Below are 12228 nucleotides of genomic sequence, written 5' to 3' on the forward strand. Positions count from 1 at the left end.
GCACAGCCCCTCTGGCTCCGGCCGGGTGTTCCCGACCTCTCGGTGTCGGGCAGCGGCGCCGGGCGGTACCGGTCGGCGTGCGACCGGCACCGCCCGGTGCTGGGTGCAGCGGGTCACCAACCGATGGCTACCTGCACGTACTGGGCGTCCGCCGAGTTGAAGTCGGAGGACTGGCCGTTGTCGTCGTCGTAGGCGAAGCCGTACTGCAGGCCGTTGACGGCGACCGAGTGCCAGAACGCGGAGTAGTAGTTGCACGGTGCGTTCTGGTAGTAGTCCGATGGCGTGTTCTGCACCGCCGTGGAGAACTGCGCGACGCAGCGGTTGAGGCCCGCGCACAGGCTCGGGTCGCCGCTGAGGTTCGGGCTGCCTCCGCCGGAGCAGCCGAAGACCTGCTGCGTGGTCTCGGTCGCGCCTTCCGAAGCAGCATAGGCGACCATGTAGTTGGCGTCCGCACCGCCCGGCTGGAACGCCGCGACGTCACTGGGGGCGGGTATGGAGTAGGGCGCGTTGACGGTGGCGAGTTGCTGGAACGCCGCGGGCACGGAGTTCTCGAACTGCTGGAAGAGGGCCGTCCGGCTCTCGGAGAACACCTGGTCGTCCTCGCCCACGACCACGTCGCTACCGTCGGAGTTGTGCAGGTGGACGGCGAGCGGCAGGCCGAAGGCGTCCACGCGCGAGGTGTCGGCGTTGATCGTGGTGCCGTTCGAGTTGAGTTCGATGAAGTCGTTGTACTTGCTGTTGGGCGTTCCGAGGTAGAAGTAGACCCGGCAGGAGTTGCACGAGGTCATCGTGTAGTACGGCGACTGCGCGATCGACTCCTCGACGCCGTTGACGTCCCAGTAGACCTCACTGTCGGGGTACTGGCCGTTGGTCGCGTTCAGGAAGTCGAACTCGATGGCGCCCGACGCGCCGGGGATGCTGCTGGTGTTGCCCCAGAAGGACGCCGGGAAGCCGCCGTAGCCGGTGCCCCCGCCACCGCCGCCACCGGACTGGGCGAAGGTCGCGTAGTTGATGTTCCACCCGGGGTTGTCCTGGTCCACCGTCAGCGTCTGCTGGCCCGCCGGGAGAGCGACCGTGGCCGTGACACTGGTCCAGTTCTGGTAGCCGCCGGTGGCCGGCACGTTGACGTTGCCGCTGAGGTTGGTTCCGGAGGCGTTGGCGATGTGCAGCGCGTCGGTCACCGCGTTCGGCGCGGCGAGCCGCAGGCTGACGGTGTAGTTGCCGGCCGTGGCGACGTTGACGGTGTACTTGAACCACTGTCCGGCCGTGGTCCAGCCCAGGTCGTAGCCGCCGCCGCTGTCGGTGGTGGCCTCCAGGTCGACGCCGTCCGGGCGGTAGTTGTTGGTCGCGCCGTTGACCGCCGCGACGCTGTACGCCACGCCCTGGCCGCCGGTGTCGTAGTTCTCGGCCTGCACCGTGCCCGGAACGGCCGCCGCCGTACCGCCGTAGGGGGCGTTGGCGCCGGAGAAGGTCAGGTAGTTGATGTTCCACCCGGGGTTGTCCTGATCCACCGTCAGCGTCTGCACACCGGCGGTCAGGACGACGCTGGCGGTGACCGTGGTCCACGCCTGGTACCCGCCGGTCGCCGGAACGGCCACGTCCCCGCTCAGGTTGGTCCCGGCCGCGTTGGCGATGTGCAGCCCGTCGGCCACCGCGGTCGGCGCCGCGAGGCGCAGGCTGACCGCGTAGGTACCGGCGGCGGCCGCGTTGACGGTGTACTTGAACCACTGCCCGGCGCCGGTCCAGCCCAGGTCGTCACCGCCGCCCGTGTCCGTGGTGCCTTCCAGGTCGACGCCGTCGGAGCGGTAGCTGTTGCCCGAGCCGTTGACCGCCGTGACGTTGTACGCCACGCCCTGGCCGCCGGTGTCGTAGTTCTCGGCCTGCACCGTGCCCGGAACGGCCGCCGCCGTACCGCCGTAGGGGGCGTCACCCGCGGCGTAGGCCGCCGTGTGCGCACCCATCAGCGACACCGCGGACAGGGCAGCCACGGCGAGTGTCGCCCGGAGCCTGGGACGGGAGCGGGGCCCGCGCGCTCTGCGCGCGACGGCGGGCAGCCGCAGATGGAGGAAGTGCCTCATTGCTGTCCTCTCTGAGTTCCTGGCCTTCTCTGGTTCACCCGGCCCGGGTCAGCCTCCTGTCGTCCGTGGGGCGGGGCGAGGTGCTGGATGTCGCCGGGACAGCCGGGCTGCGCGGCCGCCGGACCAGCGGCACGCCAACTCGGCTTTATCGCAAGGGAGTTCATGGGAGGCGAGGACAGGCACGGCCGGATGCAGGCTGCGGCGGGTGGAGCGCCGCGGCGGAGCGCCTCCTGACGGGCCCATCATCGACTCCTCGTTGACCGAAAGGTGCGAAACGGCACGAGCAGCCGGGACGGAGGTGGCGGCTGCGGTCCGTGCGGACCGGTCGTGCCGGTGGGCAGACAACGCGTGGCAGACAACGCATGGCAGACAACGTGCGGCCGGGCAGCGGGGGACACGTCCGCAGCGGGCGCGGCACCGGCGGGGTCGATCAGGCACGTCCCGGACTGACCCGAGCCGACCACCGTCACCCGACGCCGCTCCCCTGCGGACGACTATCAGAGAGCGCTCTCTTTGACGGTTTACACTGGCTCGCTGGACATGTCAATCCTCCCAGCAGCCCTGCCCGACCCCTTCGCCCCCGCACTCCTCCGCGACCAGCGCCGACCTCCCGCATCACCCCGCCACCGACCTCGCCTGTCCGGTCAGCCACCAGCCCGGCTTGAGGAGAGCGCTCTCCGCCGACGCGATGCCGATGCACTCGATGCGGCAGAGGTCACCGTCCAGCGATTCTGACGATCACTCACCATGGTTGCAACAAAGGCGTTCATGAACCGTTCACGTCCAAATGGCCTGTTTTCACGGAACAAGACGCTCTCTCGGGCCGCACCAGGGGGGCTACGGATGCATGTGTTTGCCAATGATATGATCAACTCCCTTGCGGAGCGCGCGGGTCCACCCTGCAATGGCGGGAATCAGCAGTCGCCTGAAGAGAGTCTTATGACGGATTACACAGAGAACCCAGTGCTCTGGGCTCTTGTCGTGCTCCTGATCATTGCGATCGCCCTCATCGTCCGCCAGCGCAGGGCGGCCGTGGCGTTCCGGCAGGAGACCGACGGGCTCAAAGCGCACTACTCCGATCTGGAGCATCACTACACGCAGTCCGTCGCCGCGGCCCAGGAGCAGGCCGAGGACGCGACGAAGACCGTGCTCAAGTCCGCCATGCGGACGCTTCAGGGTCTCGCCGCCGAGCAGCAGTTGATCATCTCCCGACTGCAGAGCAAGTACGGCGAGTCCGTCATCCTGCAGGATCTGCTGGAGATCGACCACGCCAACTCCCAGTTCGGGCGGCGCGCCCAGTCCATTGCCGTGCTCTGCGACGGCTGGCTGGGCCGGCACCGCGACATCGCCTCGGTGTACGACGTGGTCCGCAGCGCCCAGGGCCGCGTGCGGCACTTCCGGCGGGTGGAGATCCTCTCCCAGGTGGACTTCGGCATCTCCAGCCGCGCCGTCGAGCCGGTGGCACTGGCCTTGGCCGAGCTGCTCGACAACGCCACCAGCTACTCCAGCCCGGACACCGTCGTCGAGATCAACATCCGGACGGTGCCCAAGGGCGTCGTCATCGTGGTGGACGACGCCGGCGTGGGCATGAACGACGAGGAACGGGCCCGCGCCGAAAGACTGTTGACCAGCGACCGGGTCTCGGGGGTGGCCGGGCTCGGCAACCCGCCGCAGTTCGGTCTGGCGGTGATCGGCGTGCTCTGCGAGCGCTTCGGTTTCGAGGTGTCGGTGGACTCCGCCTCCCCGTACGGCGGGGTGCGCGCGGTGGTCCTGCTGCCGCACCAACTGCTCACCAGCATGCCCGAGAAGAAGGCGCCCGCCCCTGCCATGTCCTCCAACTCCGTTCCGGCAGAGGCCGGTTACGAGCCCGAGCGGGCCCACATCACGACCGACGACGGACTGCCCTCGAGGCGGCGCAAGCGGCCGATGGCGATCGTGCCGGGCTCGGAACCCGCCCCGCTGGCCTCGGCCCGCTCGGGTGCGGAGACGGCGGCGATCATGGGTGCCTTCCAGCGGGGCACACGGTCCGGCCGGGCAACGCGTCCGGACGACGCGGACCAGACCAGCAGCACACGGGCTGCAAGCAGTGAAGGGCATGAGTTCTCGTGAACGACGATCTGTCATGGATGCTCGACAGCGCCCTGGAGATTCCCGGGGCCCTGCACGCGGTCCTGATCTCGGCCGACGGTCTGTTGATGGCCCGGACGAAGGACTTCGACAAGGACAACGCGGACCGGGTCGCCGCCGCGATGAGCGGCGTGCAGTCGCTCAGCCGCTCGCTCGGGTTCTTCTGCGACGACGCCACCCAGCGGTGGCGGCAGACGCTGGTGGAGTTCGACGGCGGCTGGGTGTTCCTGATCTCCGCCGGTGAGGGCGCCTACCTCGGCGTCTCCGCCTCCCCGGACGTCGACATGCAGGACATCACCTTCCGGATGCAGCAGCTCGTCGGCCAGTTGGGCAAGGTCCTGGCGGCGCCGCCGCGCGAGAACCTGGTGACGCGCTCATGAGCGGCCCCGAGGACTGGGAGCTGGAGGCCGCCGAATTAGTGCGACCGTACGTGATCACCAAGGGGCGCGAGCTGCCCGACGAGGAGCAGCTCTCGCTGATCACCCTGGTCACCGCGGCGGCGGCCGGGCAGGGGCAGCGCACCCGGCGGCTCACGCCCGAGGAGGAGCGGCTGCTGGACATCTGCTCCGCCGGCTACCTGTCGGTCGCCGAGATCGCGGGGCACACCCGGCTGCCACTGGGCGTGGTGCGGATCGTGCTGGCCTCGCTCGGCGAGGCCGGCCACGTGATCACCCGCCCGCCGGTGGCGCGGGCCCGCCTTGTCGACAAGGAGCTCCTGGAGGAGGTGCTCAATGGTCTCCGGGCCAAGTTTGGGTGAAAGACCGAGCCTGGACGAGCGGGACTACGTCCAGGGCGGAGCGACGCAGAGGGCCGTGAAGATCCTCGTCGTCGGGCACTTCGCCGTGGGCAAGACCACGTTCATCGGCTCGATCTCCGAGATCGAACCGCTTTTCACCGAGGAGACGATGACGCGCGCCGCCGAGGCGGTGGACGATCTCAAGGGCGTCCGGGGCAAGACCACCACCACGGTGGCCATGGACTTCGGACGCCTGACCATCAGCGACCGGGTGGTGCTGTACCTCTTCGGCACGCCCGGCCAGATGCGCTTCGTGCAGATGTGGGACGACATGGCCCGCGGCGCTCTCGGCGCGCTGGTCCTCGTCGACCCCGAACGGCTCGCCGACTCCTTCCCGGTGATCGACCTCATCGAGCAGTACGGCCTCGACTACGCGATCGCCGTCAACCACTTCGACGGCAACCCGCAGCGCGCCGAGGAAGCCCTCCGGAAGGCGCTCGACCTCCTCGACGACACCCCCGTCGTCACCTGCGACGCGCGCGACGAGAAGTCGTCGGCCGCCGCTCTGACCACTCTCGTCAGCTATTTGCTGGCCCGTGCCGGCTAGGAGCCACACGCACACATGGACGCTAGATCTACCGCACCGGTGCCCCCGCCCGGGTGCCCGGCGCACGGCGCCGGCGGCCGGGTGCCGCTCTACGGGCCGGAGTTCGCGGCCGACCCGCAGGCGTACTACACCTACCTGCGCGAGTTCGGCCCGTCCGCGCCGGTCGAGCTCTCCCCCGGTGTGGATGCCACCCTCGTCACCGACTACTCGGCCGCGCTGCGCCTGCTGCAGGACTCCGCCTCCTTCCGCAAGGACTCGCGCCGGTGGCGGGCCTTCAACGAGGGGGCGATCGCGCCGGACAGCCCGGTCGTCCCGCTGCTGGCGTACCGGCCCAACTGCATGTTCAGCGACGGCGCCGAGCACCTGCGGCTGCGGCAGGCGGTCACGGACAGCATGGCCCGCGTGGACGTGCGCCGGCTGACCCAGAGCACCGAGCAGGTCTCCAGCTACCTCATCGCCCAGTTCGGCTCGCGCGGTTCGGCCGACCTGCTCGGCGACTACGCCAAGCAGCTGCCGCTGTTCGTGTTCAACGAACTCTTCGGTTGCCCCGCCGACATCGGCGACCGGGTGCTGTTCGGCATCTCCGGCATGTTCGACGGCATCAACGCCGAGAAGGCCGCCGGGGTGCTGTTCGGCGCCGTCGGCGAACTGGTGGCGCTCAAGCGGAACCGGCCCGGCGACGACGTCACGTCCTGGCTGATGCAGCATCAGGCCAGGCTTGATGACGAGGAGATGGTGCATCAGCTGGCGCTGCTGCTCGCGGCCGGGACGGAACCGCTGCGGAACCTCATCGGCAACACCCTGCACCGGCTGCTCACCCACGACGCGTACGCGCACCGGGGCGGGCTGATCGACGAGGCCATCGACGACACGCTGTGGGAGAACCCGCCCATGTCGAACCTGGCGCCGCACTATCCGGTGTCCGACATGGAGTTCGCCGGTCAGCAGCTGCAGGCGGGCGATCTGGTGCTGGTCAGCTTCGCCGCCGCCAACACCGGGCCGGTGCTCGCGGCCACCCGGCAGGGCGGGAGCCGAGCGCACCTCGCCTGGAGCGCGGGCCCGCACGCCTGCCCGTCCAAGGAGCCGGCCCGGCAGATCACGGTAACCGCCATCGAGAGCCTGCTCAACCAGCTCCCCGATGTCGAACTCGCCGTTCCCGCAGACAGTTTGACCTGGCGGCCGGGCCCCTTCAACCGGGGTCTCGCCGCGCTGCCCGCCCGCTTCACCCCCAGCGAGGCCGTCCGACGGCCTGCCGCGCCCACCCGTCCCGAGCCGTCCGCAGCGGGCGGGCCGGACGCCCCGGAGAGCGGCAAGCCCGAACGCGCCGGACGCTGGAGCCAGTTCCTCAACTGGCTGACCAGGTGATTCACCCGACATCTCACAACTGAGCCCCATGGCATGGACGTTCGCCATAAGGGGTAGTGAGCAACGCGGTTGTCCCGCGCTGCTCATTCAGGACAGGAGGTGTCATGGACCACATATCCGTCGACGCCGCATTCGGCCCGTACCCGGCCCCATCCGCACCAGCCGTCACGCCCGCTCCACCCGCTCCACCCGGCAACGGTTCGAAGCACTGGACACCCGCCCCCACGGGCGGGTGTCTTCGTGTGCGCACCGGTCCCGGGCAGGGGGCCAGGTGAGCGACGACGGACGCAGAGCCCCCGAGGCGTACGACCCGGCCACCCTCGGCGGGCACACCGCCGGTCAACTGCACCGGCTGTGCCGGGCCGTGGGCCTGAGCCAGGCCGACGCCACCGCCTACGCGCAGACGCTGACCGACGCGCTGGGCCCCGCCGTCGCCCGGCGGTCGCTGGACCTGCCGCCGCCCACCAGCTCCTTCCTCTCCGACGACCACACGCCGGTGGAGTTCTCGCTCTCCTTCGCGGCAGGCTCCGCCCCGACGCTGCGGGTGCTGCTGGAGCCCGGCGGCGGCCTCGGCGGGCTGGCGCAGAGCGGGCGGACCGGGCTCCGGGCCGTCCGCGAGCTGGCACGCAGCTGGGACTTCGCCACCGACCGTCTGGACGAGCTGGAGGACCTCTTCTTCCCGACGTCGCCCGAGGGCCCGCTGGCCCTGTGGTGCGCGCTGGAGCTGCGGGCCGGCGGGGTGCCCAACGTCAAGGTGTACCTGAACCCCGCGGCGTCCGGGGCGGCGCGCGCCGCCGCGACGGTAAGTGAGGCGCTGCAACGGCTCGGCCACCGGCAGGCGCTGCTGGAGCCGCAGCGCGACGACCGGTTCCTGTTCTTCGCGCTGGACCTGGGCGACTGGGAAGACCCCCGAGTGAAGGTGTACACCGCGCACCACGACCTGTCCGCCCTGGAGGCGGGCGGCCTGTCCCGGATGGAGGACGGCCCCCAGCCCGCCGAGATCGAGGCGTTCTTCCGCACCGCCGCCGGAATCACGCCCGGCCGAGACACTCTGCTCGACCGCCGTCCGGTCCAGACCTGCCACGCCTTCACCCGGACGGCCACCGGCCTGCCCGGCGGCTTCACCCTCTACGTCCCGGTGCGCGACTACGTCCGGCACGACGGCGAGGCGCTCGCCCGGGCGGCGGCCCTGCTGCGCCGCTACGACGCGGACCCCGGCCAGCTGGTCGCCTCCCTGGAGGCCGTCACCTCGCGGCGGCTGGAGGACAGCGCCGGGCTGATCGCCTACCTGGCCCTCGCCCACCAGCGCGGACGCCCCCCGCGGGTGACGGTGTACATCTCCTCGGAAGCCTATGCGAGACGGCCGCGGGCTGCGCTGCTCCGACAGCCCGCAACCGTCCACTGACACCGGCCGCAGGACAGCGGAGCCCCTGCGAGCCGTCCCGGCCTGCGGGGGCCGCTGTGGAGGGGTCGCTGTGCCGGGCGCCGCCGCCCCGCTCCGGCTACGCCCCGCCCCGGCTACGCGTCCTGCAGCTCCTGCACGTACCGGCCGACGTCGACCTGGATGGAGGAGCCCTCGCTCAGCCCGTAGCGTTCGGCGATGCCGCCCAGGTAGCCGTCGATCTCCTTGCGCATGACGTCCGCCGGCGGCAGCGCGACCTCGCCGCCCACGACCCGCGCCATCCAGCGTGCCTGCGCCTCCACCAGGCGGGTTATCGAGCCCACCGGGCGGATCAGGCCGAGGAAGAACAGGCCGGGCCGGTCGGGGGCGACGATGCGCCGGTACAGCGTGACCGGCCCCTGGGGGGCGGCCTGGCACGCGGCGGGCAGGAAGGGGAAGTCCATGCGGAAACCGGTGCAGTAGACGATGGCGTCCGCCTGCTCCGACGTCCCGTCGGCGAAGGTCACCCGGTCGCCCTCGAGGGAGTCGATGGCGGGCTTCGGGACCACCGCGCCGTGCCGGATCCGGCTGAGGATCTCGTCCGAGATGGTCACCGCCGAGGAGAAGACCGGATGGTCGGGCTCGGGCAGGCCGTAGTCCGACAGTTTGCCGCGCGCCACCAGCAGCGCCTCCTCGACGAACCGGCGCTGCTCGGCGAAGGTCTTGCCGGTGAACCAGGGGGCTTCCGCGATCAGGTCCACGGACATGCCGTAGAGCTGCTTGGGCACGATGTGCAGCCCCCGGCGGACGGAGAGCAGCGTCCGCGCGGCGTGCCGGGAGAGGTCGGCGGCGATGTCCACCGCGGAGGCCCCGAGCCCCACCACGACCACCCGCTGCCCGGTGAAGTCCCTGCCGTCCATGAAGTCCATCGAGTGCAGCATGGTTCCGGCGAAGGACTCGGAGCCCGCAGGGAGCGGGTCCGGCAGGGCCGGCACCGAGTGGTGCCCGGAGGCCACGACCACCCGGTCGAACCGGCGCACCGTCTCGGCCGCCCGGGCGTCCCGGCTGGTGACCGTCCAACTCCCGTCGGGCTCCTGGCGGACGGCGACCACCTCGGTGCCCAGCTCGATGTGGGGCGTCAGCCCGGCCCAGGCGGCGAACGAGCGCAGATAGGCGGCGACGTCGCTGTGCCGGGGGTAGAGCGGCAGCTCCTCGGGCATCGGAAAGTCGGCGTACCCGGTCAGCTGCTTGGCGCTGTTCAGATGCAGGGCGCTGTAGGCCGGCCCCCGCTCCCCCGCGCCCGGCATCCGCCAGATCCCGCCGACCTCCGGCGCCTTCTCCAGGCAGACGAAGTCGATCCCCCTCCCCCTGAGCGCGTGCGCCGCTGCCAACCCCGACAGCCCGGCGCCTATCACGCACACACGCAACGTTCCTCCTCGAAGTCCCAGGCCATGCCCTCGTGATCTCTCACGGCCCCTCACTGCCCAACCCGTGCACCCCTCACACCAGCCGAGCAGCCCGGCGGTGTTCGGTGGCGGGGGTGCCGGGGGCGGACCAGAGGTCGGCGGGGACGACGCCCAGGGAGCGGCCGTGGGGGTCCAGCAGGTGGCCCAGCAGCTTTTCCTGACGGAGCATCACTGAGCGGTCGACCACTGCCAGGGTGGGGTGACGGGTCGCCAGGCGCATTTCGAAGCGCAGGACGTCGGCCAGGGAGTGCAGGCTGGCCTCCACGATGAGGTTGCAAGGGCCGGTGACGGCAGCGCAGTTGCGGGTCTCCGGATAGCGGACGATCGCGTGGCCGACCTCCGGGAGGTCCGCCGGCGGAACCCGCGCCCAGAAGGCGACCGCGACCGGCCAACCGCCCAGCGGCCGGGCGAAGTCGCACCGGAAGGTGATCAGCCCGAGCCGGACCAGCCGGTCGATCCGGCGCTTCACGGTGGCGGCGCTGGTGTCCAGCGCGGTGGCCAGCGCCTGGTAGGAGGCCCTGCCGTCGACCGCCAGCAGCCGGAGGACGGACCGGTCGGAGGGGCTGATCTCCATCGGGCCCTGACGGGTGCGCTGCTCCTCCAACGGCTCGCTCAGGTGCGCCCGTTGGCCGGTGTCGAGCGCGGAGATACGCCAACTGCCGCCCTCGGTGAACATGTGCGTCACGATCCGGGGGCGCACGGCGGTCACGCCCTCGATGGCCGGCAGGTGGTCCAGGGTGAACCGGGACATGGCGAGCAGGTCCCGGGTCGACACCGTCACCAGCAGGTCGTGGCTGCCCGCCGGGCGCTCGATGGTGAGCGCGTGGGCGTGGCCGCTCAGCGCCCGGATCACCCCGGCGGCGCTGCCGACAGCGCACTCGACCTCCACGAACGCCACGCAGACGTGGTCGAACAGCCGCGGCCCGGGCGAGCCCAGGATCCACGCCTCGCCCCGCTGCGCCAGCCGGTTCCAGCGCCGGGCGACGGTGACCGGGTCGACCCCGAGCGCCCGCCCGAGCACCGTCCAGGAGGCCCGTGGGCGCAGTTGCAGGGCGTGGACCAGCGCCAGGTCCTCCTCGCTCAGCAGCGCCGCTGTTTCCTGCATCCATGCGCCCCTTCCTGCGGGATTCCTGCGTTCGAGCCGTCTCCGGCGACCAGGATCGCACGCTGAGGGCAACGGAGTTCCGGTGCCCCGGGGCCCCACGGTTCGAGCAGTAAGGGCAGTTCATGAGCAAGGCGTTCGGTTCCTACCAGGACGAGATCTATGCAGCCGGCCTCCGGGGGATCGTCTCGTCGTACCCGATGACGTACGGCGGCTGGGAGGCGGGCGCGCAGGCCGCGCTGCCGCCGTCGGTCTGGTCGTACGTGACCGGCGGCGCCGGGAACGAGCACACCCAGCGGGCCAACGTGGCCGCGTTCGAGGACTGGGGGCTGGTCCCGCGGATGTTCGTCGGGGCCGCGCAGCGCGACCTCTCCGTCGAGCTGTTCCGGATGCGGCTGCCCACGCCGCTGTTCATGGCTCCGGTCGGGGTCATCGGCCTGTGCGCGCAGGACGGTCACGGCGACCTCGCCACGGCGCGGGCCGCCGCGCGCACCGGCGTGCCGATGATCGCCTCGACGCTGACCGTCGACCCGTTGGAGGCGGTCGCGGCCGAACTCGGCGGAACCCCGGGCTTCTTCCAGCTCTACACCCCGACCGACCGGGAGCTGGCCGCGAGCCTGGTGCAGCGCGCCGAGGCGGCCGGGTTCCGGGGCATCGTGGTCACGCTGGACACCTGGGTCACCGGATGGCGTCCCCGGGACTTGGAGACCGGCAACTTCCCGCAGCTGCGCGGCAACTGCCTGGCCAACTACACCAGCGACCCGGTCTTCCGCTCCCGGCTGGAGCGCTCGCCCGAGGAGGACCCGGTAGCGGCCGTCCAGCACTGGAGCCAGGTCTTCGGCAACCCGCTGACCTGGGACGACCTGCCCTGGCTGCGGTCGCTCACCACGCTGCCGCTGATCGTGAAGGGCATCTGCCACCCCGAGGACGTACGCCGCGCCAAGGACGGCGGCGTGGACGCCGTCTACTGCTCCAACCACGGCGGACGCCAGGCCAACGGCGGCCTGTCGGCCCTGGACGCGCTGCCCGCCGTGGTCGACGCCGCCGGTGACCTGCCGGTCCTCTTCGACTCCGGCGTCCGCAGCGGGACCGACGCGGTCAAGGCGCTCGCCCTGGGCGCGACCGCGGTCGGCGTCGGCCGCCCGTACGCCTACGGCCTGGCCCTGGGCGGCACCGAGGGCGTCGTGCACGTGCTGCGCTCGATCCTGGCCGAGGCGGACCTGACCATGGCGGTCGACGGCTACCCCGACCTCGCCGCGCTCACCCCGCAGGCGCTGCACCGCACCCGCTGACCCGGGGCACGCGGGCCCGGGGCGCTCGGAGCTGCGCGGGGGTGGAGGTCGCGTCGGCTTCGCGGGTGTCACCG

General features: G+C 71.4%; 10 protein-coding genes. 7 read left to right on the forward strand and 3 right to left on the reverse strand.

Features of this window, described 5'->3' with window-relative positions; all coding sequences use genetic code 11:
• Positions 1-113: 113 nt before the first annotated feature.
• Entirely contained in the window at positions 114-1988 is a 1875-nt protein-coding gene (locus GXW83_RS22715) for a carbohydrate-binding protein (RefSeq protein ID WP_225447186.1), read from the reverse strand.
• Between the two features lie 1029 nt (positions 1989-3017).
• Between GXW83_RS22715 and GXW83_RS22720 the strand changes: the two genes are divergently transcribed.
• The 6 genes from GXW83_RS22720 (at position 3018) to GXW83_RS22745 (ending at position 8318) form a co-directional block, all read left to right on the forward strand.
• Positions 3018-4187, forward strand: coding sequence for a sensor histidine kinase KdpD (locus tag GXW83_RS22720; protein WP_182444898.1), 1170 nt, complete (start codon positions 3018-3020; stop codon positions 4185-4187).
• Positions 4184-4585 carry a roadblock/LC7 domain-containing protein gene (locus GXW83_RS22725; RefSeq protein ID WP_182444899.1) on the forward strand — a complete coding sequence of 134 codons (402 nt, stop codon included), beginning with the start codon at positions 4184-4186 and terminating at the stop codon, positions 4583-4585. Before GXW83_RS22720 ends, GXW83_RS22725 begins: the two co-directional genes overlap by 4 nt.
• Positions 4582-4962: a DUF742 domain-containing protein gene (locus GXW83_RS22730; protein WP_182444900.1), complete on the forward strand. Its 381-nt coding sequence runs from the start codon at positions 4582-4584 to the stop codon at positions 4960-4962. The genes GXW83_RS22725 and GXW83_RS22730 overlap by 4 nt, the downstream gene beginning before the upstream one ends.
• A complete protein-coding gene (locus GXW83_RS22735; protein WP_370466752.1) occupies positions 4937-5548 on the forward strand; it encodes an ATP/GTP-binding protein in 612 nt (203 codons plus the stop codon). Before GXW83_RS22730 ends, GXW83_RS22735 begins: the two co-directional genes overlap by 26 nt.
• A gap of 15 nt (positions 5549-5563) precedes the next feature.
• Positions 5564-6913, forward strand: coding sequence for a cytochrome P450 (locus GXW83_RS22740; protein WP_182444902.1), 1350 nt, complete (start codon positions 5564-5566; stop codon positions 6911-6913).
• Between the two features lie 271 nt (positions 6914-7184).
• Positions 7185-8318: a tryptophan dimethylallyltransferase family protein gene (locus GXW83_RS22745; RefSeq protein ID WP_225447187.1), complete on the forward strand. Its 1134-nt coding sequence runs from the start codon at positions 7185-7187 to the stop codon at positions 8316-8318.
• 113 nt (positions 8319-8431) lie between these two features.
• Here the strand turns inward: GXW83_RS22745 and GXW83_RS22750 are convergent, their stop codons facing one another.
• Positions 8432-9721, reverse strand: coding sequence for an NAD(P)/FAD-dependent oxidoreductase (locus tag GXW83_RS22750; RefSeq protein ID WP_182444904.1), 1290 nt, complete (start codon positions 9719-9721; stop codon positions 8432-8434).
• A gap of 73 nt (positions 9722-9794) precedes the next feature.
• Positions 9795-10865 (reverse strand): Lrp/AsnC family transcriptional regulator, encoded by a 1071-nt coding sequence (locus GXW83_RS22755; RefSeq protein WP_182444905.1) that lies wholly within the window; start codon positions 10863-10865, stop codon positions 9795-9797.
• Positions 10866-10987: 122 nt separating this feature from the next.
• Here GXW83_RS22755 and GXW83_RS22760 point away from each other — a divergent pair, with 122 nt between their 5' ends.
• Complete coding sequence (locus tag GXW83_RS22760; RefSeq protein ID WP_182444906.1) at positions 10988-12154, forward strand: alpha-hydroxy-acid oxidizing protein; 1167 nt, start codon at positions 10988-10990, stop codon at positions 12152-12154.
• The last annotated feature ends 74 nt before the right edge of the window (positions 12155-12228 follow it).

Source organism: Streptacidiphilus sp. PB12-B1b, from assembly GCF_014084125.1.
GTDB lineage: Bacteria > Actinomycetota > Actinomycetes > Streptomycetales > Streptomycetaceae > Streptacidiphilus.

Coding starts and splice junctions, on each gene's coding strand:
- GXW83_RS22720 (WP_182444898.1), top strand. CDS start 3,018: ATGACGGATTACACAGAGAACCCAGTGCTCTGGGCTCTTGTCGTGCTC.
- GXW83_RS22730 (WP_182444900.1), top strand. CDS start 4,582: ATGAGCGGCCCCGAGGACTGGGAGCTGGAGGCCGCCGAATTAGTGCGA.
- GXW83_RS22735 (WP_370466752.1), top strand. CDS start 4,937: ATGGTCTCCGGGCCAAGTTTGGGTGAAAGACCGAGCCTGGACGAGCGG.
- GXW83_RS22740 (WP_182444902.1), top strand. CDS start 5,564: ATGGACGCTAGATCTACCGCACCGGTGCCCCCGCCCGGGTGCCCGGCG.
- GXW83_RS22755 (WP_182444905.1), bottom strand. CDS start 10,865: ATGCAGGAAACAGCGGCGCTGCTGAGCGAGGAGGACCTGGCGCTGGTC.
- GXW83_RS22760 (WP_182444906.1), top strand. CDS start 10,988: ATGAGCAAGGCGTTCGGTTCCTACCAGGACGAGATCTATGCAGCCGGC.